At 65.5% G+C, this 23,687-nt stretch carries 12 protein-coding genes and 2 pseudogenes; 3 read left to right on the top strand and 11 right to left on the bottom strand.

Going from position 1 to position 23,687, the window contains the following annotated elements:
- Positions 1-419 precede the first annotated feature (419 nt).
- The 4 genes and pseudogenes from ACYVOM_RS17730 to ACYVOM_RS17745 all read right to left on the bottom strand — a co-directional run bounded on the left by ACYVOM_RS17730 (position 420) and on the right by ACYVOM_RS17745 (position 1,718).
- Positions 420-836, bottom strand: a complete 417-nt coding sequence (locus ACYVOM_RS17730) for a hypothetical protein (RefSeq protein ID WP_460304499.1) — start codon at positions 834-836, stop codon at positions 420-422.
- 80 nt (positions 837-916) lie between these two features.
- Positions 917-1,093 (bottom strand): helix-turn-helix domain-containing protein, encoded by a 177-nt coding sequence (locus ACYVOM_RS17735; protein ID WP_460304530.1) that lies wholly within the window; start codon positions 1,091-1,093, stop codon positions 917-919.
- Positions 1,094-1,200: 107 nt separating this feature from the next.
- Positions 1,201-1,449 (bottom strand): annotated as a pseudogene (locus ACYVOM_RS17740) (transposase); the annotation flags it as partial.
- Between the two features lie 74 nt (positions 1,450-1,523).
- On the bottom strand, positions 1,524-1,718 hold the full coding sequence (locus tag ACYVOM_RS17745; RefSeq protein WP_460304500.1) for a hypothetical protein: 195 nt from the start codon (positions 1,716-1,718) through the stop codon (positions 1,524-1,526).
- Between the two features lie 609 nt (positions 1,719-2,327).
- Here ACYVOM_RS17745 and ACYVOM_RS17750 point away from each other — a divergent pair.
- Positions 2,328-3,596, top strand: a complete 1,269-nt coding sequence (locus ACYVOM_RS17750) for an IS256 family transposase (protein WP_460304528.1) — start codon at positions 2,328-2,330, stop codon at positions 3,594-3,596.
- 539 nt (positions 3,597-4,135) lie between these two features.
- Here the strand turns inward: ACYVOM_RS17750 and ACYVOM_RS17755 are convergent.
- From ACYVOM_RS17755 to ACYVOM_RS17775, 5 genes and pseudogenes are all read right to left on the bottom strand, one after another.
- Entirely contained in the window at positions 4,136-4,735 is a 600-nt protein-coding gene (locus ACYVOM_RS17755; RefSeq protein WP_460304501.1) for a hypothetical protein, read from the bottom strand.
- An 85-nt stretch (positions 4,736-4,820) separates the two neighbouring features.
- The gene (locus tag ACYVOM_RS17760; RefSeq protein ID WP_460304502.1) at positions 4,821-12,668 is read right to left on the bottom strand and encodes an RICIN domain-containing protein; all 7,848 of its coding nucleotides are present in this window, start codon (positions 12,666-12,668) and stop codon (positions 4,821-4,823) included.
- Between the two features lie 135 nt (positions 12,669-12,803).
- Entirely contained in the window at positions 12,804-18,053 is a 5,250-nt protein-coding gene (locus tag ACYVOM_RS17765; protein WP_460304503.1) for an RICIN domain-containing protein, read from the bottom strand.
- Positions 18,054-19,253: 1,200 nt separating this feature from the next.
- Positions 19,254-19,517: pseudogene (locus ACYVOM_RS17770) on the bottom strand (helix-turn-helix domain-containing protein); the annotation flags it as partial.
- Between the two features lie 347 nt (positions 19,518-19,864).
- Positions 19,865-20,494: a TetR/AcrR family transcriptional regulator gene (locus tag ACYVOM_RS17775; protein WP_460304504.1), complete on the bottom strand. Its 630-nt coding sequence runs from the start codon at positions 20,492-20,494 to the stop codon at positions 19,865-19,867.
- Between the two features lie 56 nt (positions 20,495-20,550).
- Here ACYVOM_RS17775 and ACYVOM_RS17780 point away from each other — a divergent pair, with 56 nt between their 5' ends.
- Both ACYVOM_RS17780 and ACYVOM_RS17785 read left to right on the top strand, forming a co-directional pair.
- Positions 20,551-21,027: a cupin domain-containing protein gene (locus tag ACYVOM_RS17780; protein ID WP_460304505.1), complete on the top strand. Its 477-nt coding sequence runs from the start codon at positions 20,551-20,553 to the stop codon at positions 21,025-21,027.
- A gap of 895 nt (positions 21,028-21,922) precedes the next feature.
- Positions 21,923-22,780, top strand: a complete 858-nt coding sequence (locus ACYVOM_RS17785; RefSeq protein WP_460304506.1) for a PhzF family phenazine biosynthesis protein — start codon at positions 21,923-21,925, stop codon at positions 22,778-22,780.
- Positions 22,781-22,788: 8 nt separating this feature from the next.
- On the opposite strand, the gene ACYVOM_RS17790 is transcribed toward ACYVOM_RS17785, so the two are convergent.
- Together ACYVOM_RS17790 and ACYVOM_RS17795 are read right to left on the bottom strand one after the other, a co-directional pair.
- On the bottom strand, positions 22,789-23,415 hold the full coding sequence (locus tag ACYVOM_RS17790; protein WP_460304507.1) for a GOLPH3/VPS74 family protein: 627 nt from the start codon (positions 23,413-23,415) through the stop codon (positions 22,789-22,791).
- On the bottom strand, positions 23,412-23,684 hold the full coding sequence (locus tag ACYVOM_RS17795) for a type II toxin-antitoxin system antitoxin (protein ID WP_460304508.1): 273 nt from the start codon (positions 23,682-23,684) through the stop codon (positions 23,412-23,414). Before ACYVOM_RS17795 ends, ACYVOM_RS17790 begins: the two co-directional genes overlap by 4 nt.
- Positions 23,685-23,687 lie beyond the last annotated feature (3 nt).

Below are 23,687 nucleotides of genomic sequence, written 5' to 3' on the forward strand. Positions count from 1 at the left end.
GGCCAAGGCATTTTGAATGCGACGATTAATACAAATCAATCGGTCCGCTCGATTTGGGACGTACCCTGGCCCATTCTCCATTCCGAGAATGGGCCAGGATGACGGTCAGGCTTCTGGAACTTCAGACGGGCGGATCGTCAGAGTCGGCTGCCGACCCGGATCTGCTGCGAGCACCAAGGCCCGCCGAACTTCTCCGACATGTTCCGAGGCCTCTTCGACCGTGAATCGTCCGTCCGTCACGCGCGGAGGGTTCACGTGGCCGTAGGCACCTTGGGACGTCAGTTGGACACCGACACCGAAGACGTGGACGCACAAGATCCGCACCTCGACGACACGCCCGACCAGGTCAGGGCCGAACTCTCCCCACTGAGCCGGAGGAAGTTCATGTATGTCTCGTATGTCTCGTATGTCTCGACCTTCTACCATGGCGCGTGGAACCACTCTCTGGATATCGTCAGCCGGTTGAACAGATCGATCTGCCCATGAGGTATCTCCCATTCCCTGCCGGGACCCGCTTCATAGCGGAATCCAGAACCGAAATGTTCCTCGAATTCGGAGCGGTTGAATGTGAACTTGATGTAGCCATCCTCGTGTGTACCGACCGAATAGTCAGCGTACTTCTGGGCAACATCCTCAGTCCCCACATAAGCCCTTCCACCTGGCTCCGAGTGCCTGGCAGGGTTCAGCCCGTTCGCGAGCTCGTCCGGTCCGTTACCCCGCTGCGGTGCCCGATACACGTGGACCGGGTCGGCAGGTCCGCAGTTGTGGACAAGGACGGGCGTGCTACCTGCGAGGACGTAGTAGGTGTGATAACCGGCTACCGTCAGGTTGTACACAGAAGTAGTACGGATATGACGCTCTGTGTCCGTGATCCGGACGCGGTTACCGTTTGGCAGTTGCAGCCATTGGCCAGGGTTTAAGAGAACGTCAGCGCTCCCGGCCTGCGCTTGCGCACCGGCGGCACGTAGCCGCCGTTGGACTTGAGGATCGTGAACACCGACCCCGGCGGCCTCCCCAGCGCCCGGGAGATCGCACTGATCGACTCCCCGGCCTTCCACCGATCCCACAACTCACGCTTCTGCACGTCCGACATACCCGGACGACCCAACCTCGCCACGCACAACCCCCTTCACCACGTCGGGTATTGCGCTGACCAGTTGACTCCACCGCCGCACGCTTGAGGATCTCGTTCTCCAATTCCAACTGCTTGTTCTTGCGCCGAAGACACGTCAGCTCACGCTTCTCCTCGCTCGTCAAACGACCGTCCCGGCCGCCTTTGGCATCCGCATCCGCCTGCGACACCCAATTCCGAAGGCACGACTCGCTGATCCCCAGCTCTTTCGCCAACTCGGGCACAGGCTTATCGCCGAGGCGAGCCAACGCGACAGCGCGCTCACGGAACTCGGTCGGGTGCGGTCTGGGGCACGAAGCTCCCCCTCCAGCTGACACAAGGTCAACTACTGTAGCTGTCCGTAACCACGGGGGAAGCTCAGGGAACAAGTGCCGACATGCCCGAATCTAGATCAGGCGAGGCCGCCATCGCTATAGCCAGCCTCCCAAGCCTCCCGCTGTTCTTGATCCAGAGGAATGTTTCTGAACGTCCTAAGGAAGGAATGCGCAAGGAGCACCAAACCATCTACCGTAATTTCTTCCAATCGGTCGAAATCATCCTCGGACACGTGCAGACCGAAGTGCCCTCCCGTCCCGTCGTCGAGCACGACAGTAACCGAACAGTGAAGATATCCACCCGCCTCCCTCCGAAGCCTCGTCACGAATATTCTGCTTGCTCTCGATCGATGCTCTCGCAGCCATGCCGGCCGACCCCTGCCAGTCCAGTGACGAGTCTCCGCCAGAGCACCGAGGCGGAGCACATCGTCTACTAGAGCCGATTTAATATCGCCCTTAACCTGGCCGCCCGTGCGACTTTGCACGGTCGGCCAACGAGGGTACCGCCTCCACGATCGCCAAACAGACATTCTAGAAACCCAGAATGTAGATAGGCGTATCGTCGGTAATGATCGAATTCGGACTATCGGCCCGCTTCAGCAGCTCCCTCATTCGGTGATTTCCATTACCCATGACTAGCTCATCTTCATAAAGCGACATTGCCTCAATTTCATCCGTCTGCCTGGATGCCTTAATTAGGTCATCGTCCGAAATTGACCTCATTATTCCCGTCTTCATTTTATCGAAGCTACCGTCAGACTCCAGGTTCCGGAGGTCACCGACCGTAGCGTTTGGCTCGGGACTGTTCCGCGAAGGGTGTGACTCAGAGAATCTGAGGAGACGCTGTGAGCGAGGATTCCCCCGAGATCGTGGAGGCCGGTCTGTCCGGTTCGCGGCAGGACAAGCAGAGGAAGCAGTCGGAGGAGCGGGCGCTGGTGGGCCGGCTGGTCGAGGCGGCCCAGGCCGAGGGCCGGGAGCTGGTCGGGCCGGGCGGGATGCTGGCGGGGCTGGTGAAGCTTGTGCTGGAGACCGCGTTGCAGGGCGAGATGGACGCCAATCTCGGCCGTGGCCACGGCGAGATCACCGACCCTGGCGAGAAGGTCAATCACCGCAACGGAGCCCGGCCCAAAACGGTCGTCACCGACGTCGGGCCGGTCGAGATCGAGGTCCCGCGGGACCGGAACGCGAGCTTCGAGCCGAAGATCGTCCGCAAGCGGCAGCGGCGCCTGGGCGGGGTCGACGACATGGTCCTGTCCCTTTCGGCCAAAGGCCTCACCCACGGAGAAATCTCCGCCCACCTGGCCGAGATCTATGGGGCGGAAGTGTCGAAAGCGACCATCACGACGATCACCGACCGCGTCCTGGAAGGCATGACCGAATGGCAGAACCGCCCACTTGACTCGGTTTATGCCGTTCTGTTCATCGACGCAATCCACGTCAAAGTGCGGGACGGCAAAGTCGCGAACCGGCCGATCTACCTCGTTATCGGGGTTACCGCCGACGGGTTCCGGGACATTCTCGGCCTCTGGGCCGGCGACGGCGCGGAAGGCGCCAAATTCTGGGCGCACGTCCTCACCGAGCTCAAAAACCGCGGCGTCGGCGACGTGCTCATGGCCGTCTGCGACGGGCTCAAAGGCCTGCCCGAGGCGATCAACGCCACCTGGCCGCGGACCGTCGTGCAGACCTGCATCGTCCATCTGCTGCGCAACACGTTCCGGTACGTGCCCCGCCAGCACTGGCCCAGGCTTGCCGAAGCACTCAAACCCGTCTACACCGCCCCGACCGAAGCAGCCGCCCTGGAGCGCTGGTGCGAAGTCGCCGAAACGTGGGGCGGCCGCTACCCGGCAATCGTGCGATTGTGGGACAACGCCTGGCCCGAATTCGTGCCGTTCCTCGCCTTCGACGTCGAAATCCGGAAGGTCATCTGCTCGACGAATGCCATCGAATCGGTCAACGCCCGGATCCGCCGGGCCGTCCGGGCGCGAGGGCACTTCCCCAACGAGCAAGCCGCACTCAAATGCGTCTATCTCGCCCTCATGAGCCTGGACCCGACCGGAACGGGCCAGGCCCGCTGGGGTCGCCGCTGGAAAGCCGCCCTGGGCGCCTTCGACCTCGCCTTCGACGGCCGCCTCACCCGCAACCATCACTAGACAGCAACAACAACCTGTCCCACCATTCGCTAAACAGACCCCCGGCCCGGCAGCCCGCCCGGCACCAAGCCCAAGACCGGGAATAGCCGCCCGAGAATGGCAAGCAGCGGGGCTGAGCCCACTCACCGCACAAAGAGCCAGTCCGAATCGACCGGCCTGTACGCCGGAGGGCGGCACTCAAGCCGTAGGCTCCGCCCAGCCCTGACCCGCCTTCGAGAGTGTCGCCCCGGCCAGGCATCGAAGAAACACGACGGATACCCGAGACCCGACACCCGCTCTGTACCCGGCCCAGCTCACAAGGCTTGTAGGAACCCTACAAGCGCCCCTCAGCTTGACGGCAACGCTGACGGCAACGCAGCCGCACAACGACACCCATGCACACCCAGTGTGACCAGTTGCGAGATCGTTCGGGCCAGTTTGCAACCGTTTTGCGAAGTGACACAAAGCACCTACAGAGCCACCGTAAATTCCCCCGAGCGGACCCATGTTTCCGCGTCCTCAGTAGGCCAGGAAGGATTTACGCAGCACCTAAAAATTTGTCAATGATAGTTGTGCGGGGAGTCGGAAACTTGACACCAAGGATCCTCGCAGTAACGCGAATTATCATTGACTACCTCGTCGCCGATACGGTGACCGCTGAAGTCACCTGGAATCCAGCCAATAGAATCCGGCCGCTTTCCGGTCCTCAGTCCACAGAATTCGTCGACTGCGACGCGTACCTTCGAGACTGGAAATGTACAACGAAGGTCGATAGTCAGACCACTATCCATATCTGCAACAACGAGCGGGTCGACGGCAGGCGGCTCCGGATTGTCGGAGAGCCACACGTTGCCTGCCAAGGATTCGTCCACCGAAACCACAGAACCTGTGGGAAGCAACCACTTTAGCGCACCATGCATACTCTGAAGATTTGCCATGACCTGTAGGTAGCTATCGAACTCCATATCAGGCCTGGTCGGGTTTCTATGCGGAGCAGCAAGAACGAACGTCGCAAGGGTCTCGCCCGTCCCACCACCAGGAAGGGGGCCGCCACCAGAATCAGATGGGCTGAGCACCTCATCTACAAAGCGATCAAGCCTGATGCCCGACAATGAATAGTAAACCTGCCCTCGGAAAAACGCATGCAGCGCAAGCATCATAATCACCTCTTCATCTCCAGCAAGGGACTGGCCTCCCCCTGGATATTCTACTCCAGGGGGAGGCCAGTCGAAGCGATCTTAACGATCAACCTCTTCCAAGAAGGGTCAACCCGTTCCAACCGTCACTATTTCTCCACCAGATGGTCAGACTGGATCCGCTAGGAAGGATAGATGGCACCGCCGTCGAGCAGGAATAGGGGCCAGGGCAGACCCCAGCTGGATTGTTGATAACCGCCGTAGCTCTCGTGACGCCGTTGTTACGCATCGCCAGCGCGATCTTAGTTTCCACGTGACTGGCCGCAGCAAAGGAGCCAGTCGGGTCGTGAGGAAGGCCAGACTCCTGGATTGCGTCTCTGACCGCTGGGAAGGATCCGTGCTCACCGCTTGATACGGGGCCGCCGATCTTATTTCCAGCGTCATCAACAACCTGGCCTGTTGTGACTTTGCTGCCAGCAAGATCGTCTGCGACACCGTCGAAGGCATCGCCCGGTCCGCAGTTGTGGACGAGGACCGGGGTGTTACCGGCGAGGACGTAGTAGGTGTGGTTGGTGGCGACCGTGAGGTTGTGGGCCGGGGTGTAGGTGGTGTGGGGGCGGAGGGAGGTGAGTTGGACTGAGGTGCCTGCGCTGGTGCGGAGCCAGGTGCCGGGTTTGAGGTCGGCGGCTTTTACCCATTCGTGGAGGGTGGGGACCCAGAAGGGGTGGTTGTCGGTGGCGGTGAGGGTGGCGGTCTTGGTTCCCTTGGCGCCGTCGGTGTCGATTGTCAAGGTGGTGAGGGACTTCGCGCCCGCGCCGGCGATGGTGGCGGTTACCGGGCGCGGGGTGGTGGTGCCGGTCGTCTCGTCTGTGGCGAGGACCTTGTCCCCGAGGTCCACATCTTCGATGGCCTTGGCGGAGCCGTCGGCCATGACCACCCGGGTGCCGGGGACGAAGCTGTTGCAGCCGGGCTTGGTGGCTGCCTTCTTTGCGCCGCCGGATGCTTTGTCCGCGATCTTCTTCGAGACAGGACCGCCCTTGCTGGCAAGTTTGCTGATCGCGGATTTGCCGACGGTCTTGAGGCCGTTAGCGGCTTTTCCGAGCAGTCCTCCGCCCATCGCCCCGAGTCCGCCCACCGCAGCGTTGACCAGGAAGCCGGTGGCATTCCATTGGTCCCGGGGGGTCGACATCGCGTAGTTGACGGCGCCGACCAGGGCTCCGCAGCCAACGGCGCCCACGCCAGTCCAGCCGACGGCGAGGCCGCAGCCGACACCGAGGGCCGTGCTGACGATCGCGGTCTTGTGCTCGACCACGAACTTCTTGCTCTTGCAGATCAGGTCCCAGGTTCCGCACTTCTTCTCAACCGGCGCGGGAGCCGGGGCGGGAGCCGGGGCGGTCGGGGCCGGGCCGGTGATGCCCGGGTCACTCGGAGCCGGGTTGGGGAGCGGAGGCGCTTCCGGCGGTCGGTAGTCCTTGCAGCCTGGAAGGGTCGAATCCAGGCTGCAGCGCGTTGTGCCCGTCGGGTCGCTGTAGTCGATCGGGTTGTAGCCGGCATAGCCGTAGTTGGTCCAACTGGCTGGATCGGAAGCGACGAAGACGGGGTCGACGCTGAGGAAGCGGGCGGTGTCGGGGTCGTACTCACGGGCGCCCAGATGGGTGAGGCCTGTTGAGTCCTTGGTGCCGCCTACGAAACCTTTGTCGAAGGCCAGGGGCCAGAGGGTGGGGGTGGCGGATGCACGTTCGGCGCCGAAGGGTTCGTACCAGCGCTGGGTGTACTGGTCCTGGTCTACGGCGTTGACGGTAAGTTCGCTGGTGCCCTGGGGGTCCGCGGTGAGGAACTGGAGGCTGGTCGAGGCGGTGGCGGTGCGGTAGGCCACGGTCATTCCGGCGTGGCTGTAGTAGCGGATCGCGCTCTTTTTGCTGGTGGTGCGGTCGGCCGAGGTGTAGGTGATCTTCACCTCCTGGCCGGGGAGGTAGAGCGTCGCGCCGGTGGAGTCCTTGGCGATCAGGCGGCTGCCGGAGGCGTCGTAGATGTAGTTCGCCGCGGACTGGAGCTTCCACTGCTGGTACCGCTGGGTGTTGCAGACGTCCTGCTGCAGTTTCAGGCCGTTGGTGTGCGCACCGCCCGGAACGTCGAGGCACAGGCCGGAGTGCTTGGCCTTCAGCTTGTAGTGGTCGCCGGAGCGCTCGAGGACCCACTGCTGGTTGGTCTTGCCGTTGCAGGCCCATTGCTGGACCGCGGCACCGGCCGCGAGCGACTCGGCGGCGACGTCCATGCACTGGCCGCTCACCGGGCTGACGAGCGTGAATGTGTCCGTCGTCCCGGCCACGGGCACGATCCGCCAGTCCTGCTTGGCGGTCTCGTCGCAGTTCGCCTGCTGGAGCTTGGCCGCCTGGTCCTGGGAGCTGTTGGGCAGTTCCAGGCATTTCTTGCTGCCTCTGCTGATCACCCGGAAGGCGCCGGCGGTGGCGCCGTCGCCACCGACCGATGACAGGTCTCCTTCGTCGTTCCACGCCAGTTCCTGGCCGCCCGGACGGGAGATGGTGTTGCCCGTCTGGTCGTAGGTGTAGCCCTGCGTGATGGTGGTCCCGGCGAACGTCTCGGAGATAGACTGCAGGGCATGCGGGCTCGCCGGCCCGTTCGTGCCCAGCGGCGCCCCGTAGTTGTAGGTCCGGACGATGTCGGTGGCTAGGTTCGAGCCGGTGAAGGTCTTGATGGTCTCGGTCTTGCGGTTCCCGGTGTCCTCGTCGTAGCCATAGACGTTCCAGTACGGCGCGATTCCCGCGATGGTGCTCGCGGAACCCTTGGCCTGGCAGGCACCCGCCTTGGTCGTCCAAGCCTCCTCGAGCCGCTGCGCGTAGTCGTAGGTGTAGCACTCGCGCTCGGAGAGGCCGTTCTGCTCGTTGAGCACTGAGGTGATCGAGCCCGAGTCGGTGTAGAAGTAGCTGGTCTTAGAGTCGGCGAAGTCGTTCGACGTCTGCCGCTTCACCTCTGCGGAGGTCAGCCGACGGGTGCTCTCGTCCCGGTTGAAGGTCTGCCAGATGAACCGGTCCGAGACGGCCGCCATCGAGAGCTGGCTGATTTCACCGAGCGCGGTGTAGGTGGTGTCGGCGACATACGTCGACAGTCCGGTGTTCCACGTGGGCAGGCCGTCGCCGTTGTAGTAGGTGGTGACGTTCTCCAGCGGAAGTCCGGTGGTGCCGGCCACCGCGGGGTAGCTCAGGGTGCGGGGCGTGCCGTCCTCGTTGTAGGTCTGGGCGGTGGTGAAACTGGTGGTCCCCGTCGTGGATGTGCCGAAGCCTTCGGACGCCGGAATCGTGAGGATCGATCCCGTCGGCCGGTACATGACGTCGTAACCGCGCACCTTGGTGACGTAGGAGTGCGCGGCGTCGGTGCCGCCGACATAGCGGGTGGACGATGTGGGCAGGCCCTTGGCCAGGGTGTCGTAGAGGGTTTCGGTCAGCTTGGTGGAACCCTGCCACGTGCCCGTCGCCCTGCCGAGCTTGTCGTATTTCGTGGTGATGGTCTTGCCGCGTGCGTCCGTGGTGGAGATGACCTCGTCGAAGCTGTTGTAGGCGAGCGTCGTCTGGCCCTTGTCCGGGTCCTTCGTCCACGCGACCTGGCCGAGCGCGTTGTAGCCCGTCTCCCAGGTGTTGTCCGCCGCGTCCTTCACCTTCGAGGGACGGCCCAGCGAGTCGTACTCGAAGGTGCTCGCCACGAAGTTGGCAGCGTTGTTGGCCGCCGCTGTGGTAAAGGCCTGTGGGTGACCGTCTGCGCCGACCGGTGCGTTGATCTTGTACTGGCGCTGTTCGACCAGGTTCCCTGCCACGTCGGTGATCTGCATGACGGGCTTGGCACCGTCCGGCGGCACGGTGGTGGTCCGGTCTCCTTGGAAGATCGTGTTGGTCTCCCAGAGCCGACTGCCGTAGGAGTAGGAGATCGTCCGGAAAGGCCGGCCCGTGTGGTCGTACTTGGTGATCGTCTGGGCCGGGACGGCATTGTCGGCGGACTCCCACAGCTGGGTCTGGCCGACCTGGGCGGGGAAGCCTGAGCTGATCGGGTAGCCCGCGTTGGACTTCCAAGCGAGGCCACGACTGTCATAGAAGGTGTCGGTGATGATCCGGCCGCCGCCGACCGCCTCGGTCTGGGTCTGCCGGGGCCGCAGGAGACCGTCGTAGATGTCGACGGAAGTGCGGTATTTGCCGGTGGCCTTGTTGACGAGCGTCTGCGTGATCACTTCGACGGGGTCACCAGGGTTGGCCCAGGTGTCATAGGTGTACTTCGTCGAAGGTATTCCGCCCGCGCTCTCCTTGTTGTCGGGCAGCCACGCCTCGGTCATCCGACCGAGGCCGTCGTAGTGGGCGGTCGCGATCCGGGCGTTGGCGTCCTCGACCTTCACCGGAACACCAAAGGCCGGGTTATAGGTGGTCGTGATGGGGTGCCCGAGCGCGTTATCGACTGTGGAGTACCACAACCAGCCGCCGTCGCTGTGCTCGAAGGTCATGGTCGTGGTTCGGTCGGGGTCGTCGGCGCTGCCGTCGCCCTTGTCGGTGACCGTCTTGCTCCGGCCGTAGGCGTCGTATGTGGTGACCGTGGTCGGCGCGGTCTGGGAGTAGCCGCCGACGACCTGGGTGAACGCCTCGATGGTGGTGGCGTTGCCCCGAGACGGATAGTCGCGGTAGCCGCGACCGTCATAGATCGTCTTCACATCGGAGACGACCTTCTTACCCGCGAGCTGCCCGTCGAGGGTCAGGGTCCGGTCCACCGTGCCGAAGACCCGACAGGGGGCGTTGACGGACAGGACCCTGCTCGGAACGCTGTAGTAGGTGAGGAGGTTCTTGCCCGGTGAGACGTCGAGCAGGCGGTCGAGGAACACCGCGCTGGGGTTCTCCCAGTCGAACTCCCCGAGCGCGAATTCGACCTCTCCGTTGGTGAAGTTCTGGTTCGGGTAGGACGTGCGGGTGCAGATGTTGTCGTCGTCAGTGTTGGTGCTGCCCTGGTCCTCGGCGACGACGGTGCGCCCGGCCTTGTCATAGACGAAGGCCTGCTTGGTCCAGGTCCGCACGCCCGCGTGGTCGAGCCGCCAGTCCTGCGACCATTCGGTGCGGACGTAGCCGGGCTGGACCTTGCCGCCCCAGCGTAGGGTGCGCTCCGCGCCGATCGGGTAGAAGGCGGGTTTGCTGATGGTCCCGGAGACGGCGTCGGCGTCGGCCCAGCCTGACGCCTTGAAGGTCCGGGTCTGGATCACCTGGCCGGCGAGCCGGTCCACGTCCCTGACCCCGTCTCCTTCGAACATGCCATAGTCGTCGTTGACGTATCGGACGGGGTAGTTCGCGTTGCCCACTCTGATGGGGTCGGTGTCGGGGTTGCCGGACATGCCACGTGCGTACTTGGCCTCGGTGTAGATGCGGTTCTCGTTGGCCTCGTCACCGGTGATGGTCCGGACTGTCGCGTAGCCGCGCCACTGGTTGTAGGTGCGCAGATAATCCGCCAGGCCGTCGCGTGCCTCGAACTTCCAGGCGCCGCCGCCGACATAGGAGTAGTCGGTGGTCTTGGCCTCGGAGCCGGCCACGCCGTAGGAGGTCTCGACGACCTTGTCCACGACGTACTTGTGGAACCAGTCGTCCTGGACGATCTCCTTGCGCTCGGCCCAGGTGTCCATCGCGTCCGGCTGGGTGTCGGCCGGGATGTACTTGACGGGGTAGCAGCGCTGGGTGTTGGTGGCGGGCCAGATCCGTGTGGTCCCCGTCGTGCCGCCGCCCTGGCCGTTGGACGTCCAGGGGAACGGTGCCTTGTCCGCGGGTTTCCAGACGCAGTTCGTCGCGGCCCAGTTCACTGTGGTCGAGCCGCCGGAGCCGTTGTGAATCGAAAGCATGCGGGGACGGAACGCGGCGGGCCGGTCGTCGGCGCCGAGGCCCGCCCCGCCTTGCGGGTTGTTGGTGACACGGTTGGGAAGCGAGATGTTGTCGAACGTGTAGGGCCGGGCCGAGGCTCCGGCGCCGTAGGCGTTGTAGGAGCCGAACTGCTGGAGCTGCGCCAACCAGAGCACGCCGTTGCGGTAGTCGTGCTCCAGATCCCAGTGGTTGACCGTGTCGTAGGTGATGCCGTTGAAGTCCCGGAGCTTGGTAGTGATCTGGGAGAGCTTCTCGCGTTCGAAGAACGAGGGGCTGCGACGCTGGTCACCGCACGCTTCTCCGTCGGTGCAGCGCTGGTCGGTCGGGTAGTCGGTGCGGCCGGTCCGACTGAAGATCACTTTTGCGGTCGGTTCCTGTCCGAAGGTGCCCCCTTCGTCTCCGTTCTTTCGCCGCTGCCCGTACCAGATCTCCTTCAGGTAGCCGCCGGAGATGTAGGGCGTGTTGTTGAGATCGTCGTCGATCTCGTTCTCGTTGTCGCGACCGCTGTTCTTGGCGTAGTTGTTCCACTCCTTGTCATAGAAGTAGGTGAGGGTGTTGTTGTTGGAGTCGATGACGTGGTCGAGATTCCAGCGCCATGCCTGCTTGTCGCAGAAGGAGTCCAGATAGGTATCGGCGTCGTGGCAGGGCTCTCCGGCGTCGTCGCCGACGACGGGCACAGTCCACACCGAGTTCGTGCCGGCTCCGGAGGTCCAGTCATCAGGCTTGTCACGGCCGAAGAAGTAGCGGGTGCCGTCCGGAGTGGCCATCACCCACCACTCTTTGTTGTTGTCGCCGTTGTCGTCGTTGGCCTCATCGACGCCGTCAGGGTCGCCGGTGTAGCGGCGCAGCACGGTTCCGTCGTCGTCGGCGAGGCGCCAGATGTCCTGACCGGGGTAGTAGATGAGCTCACCGGAGCGGCCGCCCATCGACAGGTGGGCGTTGTCGTTCCACCAGCACATCTCGCCCGCGATGGGTGCGGTGGCCGGGATGTCCGCACCGTCGTTGTCGTCGGTGCAGGTACGGTAGCGCCGCTCGATGAAGCCGGGCGAGTAGTCGAAACCCTCGCCGATCCAGGAGGCCTGCTGGTTCTCGGCCGAGGTCTTGCCGTCGCTGGAGGCCGAAGAGTAGGCCAGGACGATGGAAGGCACCAGCTCGCCGGGGACGGGCGGAACCTGGACCTCGTAATTCCAGGCGAATCCGCCGGTGTTGCTGCCCGCCGACCAGGAGGAGGACGCGGACAGCTTGGTCGCGGTCCAGTCTCCGCCCGGACCTGACTGCGCGGCGGCTACCGCGAAGAGCGCGGTGGCCTGCGGCGCGGTCTCAGCAGGGGTGGCCGACGTGCCGTCTGAGGGCGCCGCGGCCGAGGTCTCAACGGCATCCGTCGACGCGATCTCGACATCGGCGCTGACGGTGCTCGTGCCCGGGTCGTTCACCGACGGGATCGGAGTGCCGACCTGGCACTCGGCTTCATCCGGCGTGGTGGCCGCACAGTCGGGCAGCCGTAGCAGTCGGAGCCTTGACGCCCAGTCACCTCCGTACGCGGTGGCGAACTCGGCGTAGTTCACGCCCACCTTGACGCGGCCCGGCACCTGCGCTGACAGCTCGACGACCACGCCCTTGACGCCCGCCTTGTGCGCGGCCTCCTGGTCGAGGACGCGAGCGGAGACCTTCGCCGGGATCTGCTCGGGGACCTGGCTGCTCTTCTTCCCTTTGTCCCTACGCGGCCCCGGTCGGTTGAGCCACACCGGCAGGTCGCCCGCACGGATCCAGTCCTTCTTCGCGGCGTCACCGAGCGGAGTCAGGTCGGCGTCTTGTTCTCGGGCACCCGGCCAGTCGGCCTTCGACCGCTCCTGGTCGGGCTTGCCCTGGAGCTTCATTTTGCCCGGCTTGGCGTTCTTGCCGGGCACCGGATCGACGTCGGGGGCCTTGGGCCGCTTCTTCTCACCGGCCGCGGACAGCTTCGGCCGAGCACCCTCCGCCGCCGCTTCAGCCGCTGTTCCGACGAGCAGCGACAATGCCGCCACCACCGACACCAGCGCGGCAGAGCCCCGGGAGACCCGCATCACACCAGCCACAACTCACAACTCATTTCTTGGGGGGAGCTCCGCCGCGTCGCCGTCGGCGGAAGAAACGAAGGGGAGACGCGAGGGCGGCCGAGAGGGCCGTCGGAGAGACACCGACGACCCGGCCGCCAAGGGCTACAAGGGGAACACCTTGATGTCGTCGAACTCGAGTTGAGCGAAGTCCCCTCCGACACCGACGCTTCCGGCGGCCGCGATGGTCCTACCGCCCAGCGTCGCATCGGGGGTGTCCGTGACCGACAGGACCTCTGCCCCGTTCACGATCACCTTGATCACGACCTGAGTTCCGGTCCCGGCGACGGTGATGGACACGTTCGTCCAGTCCACGCCGAGCGGAATGTCGTTGGCACCGCCGACCCACCGATGGGTCGAATCACCATCAAGGACCTTCTTCACCGAGATGGCGCCGTCGCGGCGGAAAGTGACGTAGTAGTACTCGTCGTCACCGCGCTGCCGGAGCATGAGGTGCGCGCCGTCGTAGGATTGCGTTCCGCCCGAGAAGCCGAGGTTGCGCAGCCGCAGATCCACCCGGAAGTCGGTGAAATCGTCGCGGCGGCTGCGCATCCGGAACGAGTTCGATCCGGTTCCGTTGGCGGACGTCGCATTCGGCTCAATCCCGTCGGGGACGCCGGTCCAGCCGACGTTACCCCGCCGCATCAGCGTGCCTGACGTCGTCTCCCACACCGGGGAGGTCACTTTGGCCGGGTCCTCGGGGTTCCAGTGGCCGTACTCATTCGTGATCATTCCGTCGGCGCCGGTGAAGTCCTCGGCGAATGAGGGCTGCGGCGCGGCGGGCGGCGGCGCTGGCGCCTCGGACGCCAGCTCCAGCTTCCACGTCTGTGCCTGCGCGGCGGGCTGCGCGATCGCAGCCTGAGTGATCTTGACACCGTCGCCGGGAGCTCCACCGGTCGGCTGAAGTGCCATGCCGCTGACCCGACTCACGAGCTGGTAGCCCGAGAAACGCTGCTCATGGTTGGCGACCTGGCCCACGTAGAACATCTGCCGCTGCGTGTAGTCGCAGCTTCGCTGCTGGATCCGGGCGCCGGCGGCAGTGCTGCCGTCTGCCACCTCCAGGCATTTCTCCGACACGCTGTTGCGGAGCGTGTAGGAGCCGTCTCCGACTGAGGCGAGCGTCCAGTCTTGGGCACCGGAAGTGTTGCAGCCGGCCTGCTGTACCTGCTCGTTCTCCGCGGTGCTTCCCCAAGGGATGTCGATGCACCGGTCGTTGGCGGTGTCCACGCTGCGGATCCGAACGGTCTGGGCGTCAAGGTAGGTGTCCTTGCCCTGGCTTATGTCCCAGAGCTGGCTCGCCTTGGCCGTTCCGCCGCACTCGGTCTCCAGAACGCCGATGTCGCTGTAGAGCGAGTTGTCCTGCACCGACAGGCACAGCTTGTTCTTCCGGTTGATCAGCCAGTACCCGCCGGGTTGCTTGACCGCGCGGAACTGCTGGGCGTCGCGGCCGTTGCAATCCCAGATGTGCATGCCCTCATTGATCCGGACTTCACCGTCGTAGGGGGCGTCCACGCAACGGCCCGCCGCGGGGTTAGTCAGCGTGAACATGTCGGTCGCGGTCTGGGTGAGCCGCCAGTCCTGCGCGGTGCTGGAGTTGCACACGTACTGCTTGAGCTTCAGCCCGTTGACGCTCGCCCCGGGCACGTTCAGGCATAGGCCGGAGTTCACGTTAACCAGGCGGCGTTCCACCCCGTCGGCGAAGCGCGCGACGTCGCTGTTCGACGAGCGCAGCTTCCACACCTGCTGAGCTGCCCGGGGGGCATCCTCATCGGCGTCGGTCGGCCCGGTGCACGAGGCCGACACGACATCGGAGCCATCTGCTTTTGCGCCGTTCTTCGACTCGAGACAGAGTGCGTTCCCGTCCGCGTCAGGTGCACGGGAGACGAGTTGGTAGCCCCCGTCGACCGGGGCGATCACCCAGGTCTGGTCCGGCGCGCCGTCCTCGCACGGCCACAGGTTGACGTTGGCCGCGGCCTCGTCTGGCGTGCGGTCGCTGCCGTCGCGGTTCTTGCGGTCCACGTCCTGTGCCGGGACGCGGTCGCCATTGATCGTGACGCATTGCGGCTGGCCGGACTTGAGGCTGTTCATCGACGTCAGCGAGTACTCGTTGAAGCCGACCTCGGTGACCTTGAAGTCCTGGGACGGCCAGGCGGAGGCCGCCTGATCGGTGAAGCAGCCGTACTGGCCGAGTTCGGCGCCACCGGTCAGCCGCGAGTCGATGTTGTCCAGGCACTGGGGCCCGTTGGGGCCGTCCACGGCGTTGATGTTCTCCAAGCGGAAGATCATTCCGTCCGGGGACGAGCCGAGTGATCCGCCCTTGAGCGGGAGCGGTTGCACCGTCTCCCCGTAGATGGCGTTGAGCGTCGCCTTCTGAGTGCGGCTGAGCGGCCACACCTGGGTGTCATCGATCCAGCCGTTCCAGTTCGCCCAGTTGCCTCCGTCCTTGCCGGTGGCCGCACCCAGGACGAAACCCCCTGAACCCGGTGACAGCGGCTCGTTGTCGGTGACCGGCTTGATCGGGTCCTGCGGGTCGAGAACCGGGTAGACATCGCACTGTTCGTTGTCAGGATGGGCCTTCCAGCCCACGATGCATTTGGTGCCGAAGTTGTCCGGCGACTGGGTACGCAGCCAGATACTGTCAGTCGCCGGGTCGAATCCGGCCATCAGCGAGACCCAGTTCGCAGTCCATTCCGTCCCGTTCGACGGCTTGGCCTGATCCCGCACAGCCTGTGCCGCCACCGAGCCGTCCACCCGAATATGCCGGAACGACCATTTGCCGCCAAAGAGACCGAGTTCGAACCGCGAGCCGTTCTGCGAGCCGAAGCCCACGGCGGCCTGATCCGTCGCTGTCGATCTCGGCTTCACCCAGGTCGACACCATGAAGGGCTTGGAGGTGTCCACCAGCGGGATCTGCTGCCCGTCCGGGCCTCGCGCGGGGACCTCACCGTATGAGCCCACCACTCCCCTGAACGACACGGACCTGTCGTCCATGACGCCAGCGATGTTGCCGTCGGCGTTCCGGTCCGCGTTGTGCAGGATCAGGTTCGCATCGGGCCGGGCGTTGCCCGTGCCGGACACCGCCACGGCCGTCGCACCCTCCTTCTCGTCCATCGACCAGGCCGCGTCGCGCGGCGGCTGCTCCAGGCCGAACTCGAAACGCGTCTTGTCCGACACATTGCCGGCCTCGTCGATCGACCACACGTCGAGCCACTGGACGCCCGCCTTCTTCGGCTGCCAGGAGACGCCCGACGATGTGCCCTTGGGGACCGTGACCGTCTTGACGGTTTCGTCGTTGAACTGGTATCGGAATGTCGTCACGTCGCCGGAGTTGTTCGGGCCGAACCCGAACCAACCCCACCGATAGGCACGGGTCGCCGGATCGTAGCCGCCGAACCGGTTCTGCGGATAATCACGCGACCAGACGGCGGGTGCGTTGGGTCTGACCTCGTCGACGGTAAACGTGCATTGGCTTTCGACACTCCAGAGATACGTGTCGTCCTCACCCCACACTCTCGCGGTGTAGGGCGTTCCACCATCGGGCCCGTTGACTTTCAGGTCCGGCATACGGGAGATGCCCACATCGTGGATCACCTCCGCCCTATAGATCGTGTCACTGCCGTTCTGGAAGTTGGCGGGTTGGAAAGCGTCGTCGAGCTGGTCTGGCTCGTCGTTGCGGACGATGACCTCTTGGCCCCGGTCGATCTGCCAGCGACCGCGCAGAAGCTGGTTCTGCTGGGGATTCGAGTTGTCGGAGTCGGTGTCGGAGATCAGCGCGCGGAAGCGGCGGAAGCCTGTGGCGATTCCGACCTTGGACCCTTCGCAGACGGTCCGCTTGTTCCAGTCCCCCCCTGCGGTCCCCGTGTCGCCCACCTCCAGGCCGGCCGGCGCGTAAGGGTCGCGGGAGTACGTGACGACGATGCGCGGGTCAGCGCCCAGCCGCTTCAGCGAGGCGTTACCCGCCGAGTCTCCGACCACATAGGTGTGGGACGTATCGTCGTAGTAGGTCGCAGAGGGGAACACGCCGACTGTGACGAAGTCGCTCTCCTGATTGACCGCCGTCTGGAACCAGGCCGCCATCGCGGCGGAGCTGAACTCCAACCGCTGACTGGAGTCCTTCGTACAGCTGGTGGTAGTGCCTGTCCAACCCTTGGCGACGGCGCTGTCCAGAAGCCGATGGGTCTGCCAGCCTGTCGCGGGACCCGCGTTCCACGTCCAGCCGCCCGCCTTGGCCCGGTTCTGCACCGCGAACAACCGCAGGGTGCGCTCGTTACAGGCCGCGTAACTGGAGATCCCGAAGCTCACCAGCGCCGAGTTGATCTTGATGTCGAGATTCCTGCCCATCTCGCTCTCGTTCGTCCACGTCCAGATCGGGGAGGCATCGAGGCGCACGTAGCCCAGCCACTTCTGGGTCGCGGACTGGTAGCCGACGTTGATCGGCATCTGTGGTGCACACGAAAGGACGATGGTGCCCACCGCATAAGCGCAGTCGTACTCCACCGGGTAGGTGGTGTTGGGCGCCTCGGCATTGGTCGAGGCCGCGTAGTTGTTGGTATTGTCCGGTTCCACGATGTCCGGGTCTACTCCTTCGGCATCACCGCTCCAGGTCTGCCAGACCGGAGCGATCACCAAGGGGTAGTTGACGTCTTCGTTCGAGAGAAGCGCCTGGTCGGGCAGCAGCGAGACCTGCGCTGCGTCTGCCTCGACCTTGAGTGGAGCCTCAGCGGCCTCGCCGATCGCGCCGGCCGTGAGCGTGTCGAGATCGGTCTCTCCGGACTTCGGCGCCTCCCACATGCGCGGGCGGGGAGCCGCCGCCCAGGCGGTGCCGCCGTCAGAGACGGTGAGGGTGTCACCCTTCTGCCTGGCGACTTCGAGCCCCGCGGCCGCCACATCGAAGTCGATCCGATCCAGTGAGGGGCTCTGCGCGGCCTCAGGTGTCTTGACGATGATGTAGTGGCTGACGCCGACGGGGGTGGCCTTGGCGACCAGGTCGAGTCCTGGGCCGAGCGCATCGGGGTAGCGCGCGGTGTCACCGTCCAGAACGGGTGCGGGCAGGGTCTCGACATTTGGAGTCAGCGACAGCGACTTTCCGCCTTTGGACATCTCGATGAACGGATCGGCGCCTCCCGCACTCAGCGTGACCGGTGCGGCGGTTTCCTTCGGCTGGATCCGCCCGCCTCGTTTCACGAGCGTCAGGTCGACGTCGCGCCACTTGCCACCGCGCTTCACCCGCTCCGGAGACGCGGACTGCTCGAATTTGAACTCGCCGCTCGGCAGCGCGGTGAGCCTGCGCGTCTGCGAGGTTCGCTGGACGACCTCGACCGGCTTGCGCGACTTCTTTGCCTCGGCGGACGCCACGTCCTCCGGCGACTTCTTGCGCGGTTCGGCAGCCGCAGGGGTGGCAGGTGCCTGAACGAGCCCGAGAGCGATTACGCAGGACAGAACGCCGGCCAGTACAGCCCGAAAACCCTCAGACCGACGCCGCGCCGAACGCCTCCGGATCGCGACCCCGGCGCGCCCGACCTTCGCCAGAGCACAGAGGGCCCTCGAGAACAGGACCTCGGTCCCAGCTCCACCCATTCGTTGCATCGACACCCCAAACCGCCCATGAACATAAGAAGCGGATAAGAAGTACCTGAGAAAAACGAAGCACCACAAGATCGTCTTTTCGGATGTGAAGTTACACAACGCAACGGCCACACCTGCCCACGGTCCATACCCTCGGCAAACTCACAGCCGACACCACAAGCCGAGACCTATTCGAGATCAATTCGTTATGCTTCTTCTCGAACTTTCGGTGACGAACCTGCCATCCCGACGGGATACCGATGCCCCACCGTGCTGCGGCCGCCCAAGGCGGGGAACCTCGTCCGCCGCCCGGCAGGGAACCTCGGCCGCGTTCGCACCGCTTCCTACTCCCCGACCTTGCCGCGGAAGTCCCGACCGTGCACCCGGGTCTGCTTAGCGAAGAGTTCTGATGTGGGTCCGGTGGCGACTCAGGGCGCTCGGCTTTGTTCCAAGCATTTGCCCGCCTTCATGTCTCCGCGAGCCCCGACTATCCCGAAATACCGATCACCGGGTCGTGGACTATCACGTCGAACCACCCATCTCGGGGGCTCACGCTCTGTCACAGATAAATTTGATACAGGGCGTAGCCAAGGGCGGTCAGGGTGTTGCTGCTGATAGTTATGGTTGACAGCCAAGCGGCCGTCGAGAACGATGTCGAAGGGGCCCAGATTCGCTTTCCAGCGGTGACCTCGGTGAACCCGACCCACCCGCGTCGGGCCCGAACCCATAGGTGCGAGATGGGCGCATTTGAGAGCGTCATATTTTTCGGTGAAATATCCTCTAACTCGGATGGGCTAGCGAACGCGGGAATTGACCGCGATTCAATGGCGCCAGCGGATCAGATGAACTTCCGAATCTCGATTTCGAATGCGAGAAGTGGCACCAATGGCGACCAGGCTCTGCCCGTAGTCGCACGATCACCGGATACCGGCCTCCCCAGATTGCGGCGACCTCACAACGGCGTGCCGGCACCACGGGCCCACTCACGGAGCGCAGCTTCGGCGAGCGGGCCGACAACCACGCCACCACCTCGTTCACGTACCTCCACGCGGTCGTCGTCCCCACCCCGAAACCCGCTCCGAGCTGCGCGAACGTATCCCCGTTCTTCAGATACGCCAGCGCCATCAACGCCTGCTGCCCGGCGTTCAACGCCCGGCCCTTGCTCTTCAACTTCGCCCGTTCCCGCCGGACAAGACCGGTCAGGTAGATCAGGGTCGAACGCGACAACGGCAGCGAAGCACGATAGAAAAGCACGTGAAACCTCTGGTCGGGGGCGGTTGGAGGTCAGAGACCACCTCTCCTACCAGGGGTTTCTTCACGTCCACGACCAACCGCGCCGCAACGCAATCAGGTCGTGATCAACAGCCCCTCAGAAGCTGCTGGAAAACGCTCAGTGATCACCTTCGCGTGCATGGCGTCACTGTCGTAATTCCGGCAATCGGCAGTGGCAGTGCCACCGCAAGTAGCTGCTCCCTGGGAGCGGTGCAGGGCAGTGAGCCCGGACCGGTGCACGACCGATGGCGGCTGGTCGAAGCCCGAACTCCCGCGGTGACCGCCCGGCCCCGCCGTGGGTGGACGCGTGTCCGGCCTCGGGCGGGTCCTTATGAGGGGAGAAGGGCGGCGCGCATGGTGACCGAGAGCCATGCCGTGAAGGCGTCGGGGCTCCAGGCCCGTTCGCCCACCAGGGCGTTGAAGTGCGCCGGGTCGTTCAGCATCCACAGGACGTCCACCGCGGCCGTGGTGGTGTGGGAGAGCGGCCCGAGTGTCCCGGCGTGCTCGACCACCATGCGGGCCCCGGCGAGGCGGTTCTGCTGGAGGGTGTGCCACAGCTCGGTGAGCTCGGGAGAGCTGTCCGCGGCGCGCCGGACGGTCTCGAAGACCGGTGCGGCCCGGTCGCCGATCAGCGTGCACACCCGCGCGTAGGCGTCCAGGACCCCGGCGGGGCTGGAGGCCTCCCACACCGGTCGGAACCAGGGCCGCTCGGCGACGGGGACCGGCTGGTCATCTCCGGCGAGCGCCTCGTCCAGCACCTGCTTGAGCAGCATCGGCTTCGAGCCGAAGGAGGCAGTGACCGTCGGCCGCGCCACCCCGGCGGCCCGTGCGACGTCGCTCAGCGAAGTGCCCAGGTACCCCTGGGCGACGAACAGCTCGGTCGCCGCGGCGATGATCGCGGCCCGAGTGCGCCGCGCCGCCTCCTCCCGCACCGGGGATACGTACTGCCTCTTGACCACGTTGACCATACTAGCCTTATATTGAACATAACAGCGTCTACTGAAAGCTGGTCGCCATGACCGCCTCCATGCTGGGCCCCGAAGAGGGCGAGACGTTCTGGTTCCTCGGCAGCCTCGCCACGATCAAGGCGGGCGGAGCCGCCACCCACGACCGGCTCACGGTGGTGGAGTTCCTCAACCCGCCGGGCTTCGCCCCGCCCCTGCACCGCCACCTGCACGAGGACGAACTGTTCTACGTCCTCGAAGGCGCGGCCGAGTTCCACTGCGAGAACCAAGTCCTCAAGGCCCAGCCGGGTCACTTCGTCCTGCTCCCCGCAGGCAAGCCCCACACCTTCAAGGTCGGCACGGAACCACTGAGGGCCCTCCAGATCACCTCACCTTCCGGATTCGCGTCCTTCATCAAGGCCGCCGGCACCCCAGCCCCCTCCCACCATCTCCCCAGCCCGGACACCGCCGCCCCCATCGACCCGGCCGCCCTCGGTCACGCCGCCGCCCTGCACGACATCGAGATCCTCGGCCCACCACCCATGTGAGCGCAGGGCGTTCCGACCCCCGCTCCTCCCGACGGCTGGTCACGCCCCAGCGGTTCGCGTAGAACCAGACGCCTGGCTCCCTTCACGTTGATCTTCATCCATTCTCCCCGGATTTGCTGGATGTCTCAGTGCGGAGAGCGTCACAGATCGGACAGGCGTCTGGTTCTACACGAACCAGTGAAGCGAGAGTTCCGCATCCACGCGAGGGCGTCATTCTGGGAGAGCCGGTCCGTGGCCGTCCCGCCTTCCGTCAGTGGGCGAACCTGCTGGCGGTAGGCGGTCTCCGTGGCCGACGACCCGGAGCGCCCAGGCCGGTGGCGACCACTTCGAGGGGATCCCGGAGTCGGGCCTTTGATTCCGGCGGGCTTTTCTGGGTGTGGAAATGGGGCTTGGTTTTGGGCATGGAGATCGGGGGGGGAGTTCTGGTGTTCATCTTTGGGGTGCTGTGGGGGTGGGGTGTTCGGGGTCTAGGATCGCTCAGTCTGGGAGGTGTCATGCGTCGAGGGCAGTGTGTGAAGTGTGGGTCGGCTTATGTGATGGGCGAGGTGGAGATTCAGGAGTACGGGGCGGGTGGGGCGGTGATGGTTCGGGCGCATGTGGAGGAGCGCGAGCCGGAGGAGCGGCCGTTCATTTGGCGGCAGGCCTCGGCCGATGGGGGTGTACGGGCTTGGATCTGCGCCTCGTGCGGATATACGGAGATGTACACCGGCAATCTCGCGGAGCTCTGGCGGGTTTATGCGAAGTCGCTGCCTGAGGGGCATCCAGGGCGGCGGTAATGCCGGGGGCGCGGGGCGGTCGGTGCCGCCTGGTCGGCGGCGGACGACGGATAGCCTTTGGCGGAGCGGGGTGCGGCAGAGCGTGCCCGTGGGGGCGGAACGCCCCGTTCTTTCTGGGGGTGCGTGTGGAGATCCTGCGGTACAGCGCGTTCGCGGACGGGCCTGGTGGGGGGAATCCGGCCGGGGTGGTTCTCGACGGGAGCGGGCTCTCTGAGGAGGAGATGCTGGAGGTCGCGCGGGAGGTCGGGTATTCGGAGACCGCGTTCGTCACCGAGGGGCCGGTGCGGGAGGGCGGGGCGGCGCGGGTCGGGGTGCGGTACTTCTCGCCGGGGGCGGAGGTGCCGTTCTGCGGGCACGCGACGGTGGCGCTGGCGGCGGCCTTGGCGGAGCGGACGGGGCCGGGAGCCTACGTGTTCGCGACGGCGGCCGGGGACGTCGCCCTCGACACCGTGCTTGACGCCGAAGGGACCGCCGGGGTCTCCTTCCGGAGCGTGGACACCGCGACGCGCCCGCTGGAGGGCGCGAAGCTGCGGGAGTTGCTGGCGGCGCTCGGGCTGGAGGCCACTGACCTCGACCCGGCGTTCCCGCCGCTGGAGTCGTTCGCCGGGAACTGGCATCCGATCCTGGTGCTGCGGGACCGGGAGCTGTTCCACCAGTTCCGGTTCGCGCCGCGCGAGGTGGCGGCCCTGATGCGCGCGTACGGCTGGACGGGCACCGTCACCGTGCTGAGCCTGCTCGGCCCGGGCGAGTACGAGGCGCGCAACCTCTTCCCGGTCGGCCGCATCACCGAGGACCCGGCGACGGGATCGGCCGCCGCCTCGACGGGCGCCTATCTCCGCGCCATCGGCCGCGCGGGCGCGGGCGACCGCATCGTCATCCGCCAGGGCGCCCACGTCGGCCGCCCGAGCCTCCTCATCGCCGACATCCCCGCGGAAGGCGGCATCACCGTCGCCGGCGGCGCGGTCCCCCTGGCCTGACACCGGGGTCAGCCCGCGGCTGCGGCCGCGTAGGAGTCGATGGTCTTCTTGAGGGCGGGGGCGGCGGGACCGGCGACCTCGGTGAGGGCGGCGATCTTCCGTTTGTGCTCGCGGCGCTTGGCGCGGGGCACGACGTGGTTGAGGCGGCCTTGGACGGCCAGGGCGACGAGGGCCGCGTCGACGGGATCGGCCCGGCTCACGGGGTCGCGCAGGACCGCTGCGACGGTCGAGACCAGGCGGGTGCGGACGCGGGGGTCGCGCAGCAGGTAGCGGGTGGTCGGGAAGATGCCGAGGATCCTTCGGCGCTCGGCCTTCAGCACGCCGCCGTCGAGGAGCTGCTGCCGGACGGCCAGGTGGGTGTGCCGGTTACTGCGGCCGACCCAGTGCTGCCACCTGCGCGGGCGGCCTGAGGCGATCTCCTCCAGGACGTCGGCGAGGACGGTGTCCGCGCAGGGGCCTTCGACCTCGACGGCGGGCTTGCCGTTGTCGTCGCGCAGGTATCCCGTGAGGTACAGCTCGGTGAGGGCGGCGGAGCGGATGAGCGGGCGCAGGTAGAGGCCGGTGGTCGTCTTGCCTTTCGCCGGGTTCAGGGCGAGCAGGAACATCCGCTGGGGAAGGCTGTCCGGCTGGTTCATCGCTTCTCCTCCTGTTCTGGGGGTTCGTACGGGGGGTCGGTCTCGGCGGTCGGTTCTCGCTCGTCGTCCTGGACGTCCCGTGCGGGGCGGCCAGGGCGGCGCATCCGGGCGACCCCGGAAGGCAGCCGTCCGGCTTCGGCGAGGGCCCGGCGGAGCAGGAACTCGATCTGCGCGTTGGTGCTGCGCAGTTCCTCCCCGGCCCAGCGGGCCAGGGCGTCGTGCACCGCCGGGTCGAGCCGGAGCAGGAGCTTCTTACGTTCCACGGCCATGGG

The sequence above is a fragment of the Actinocorallia aurea genome, from assembly GCF_054783995.1.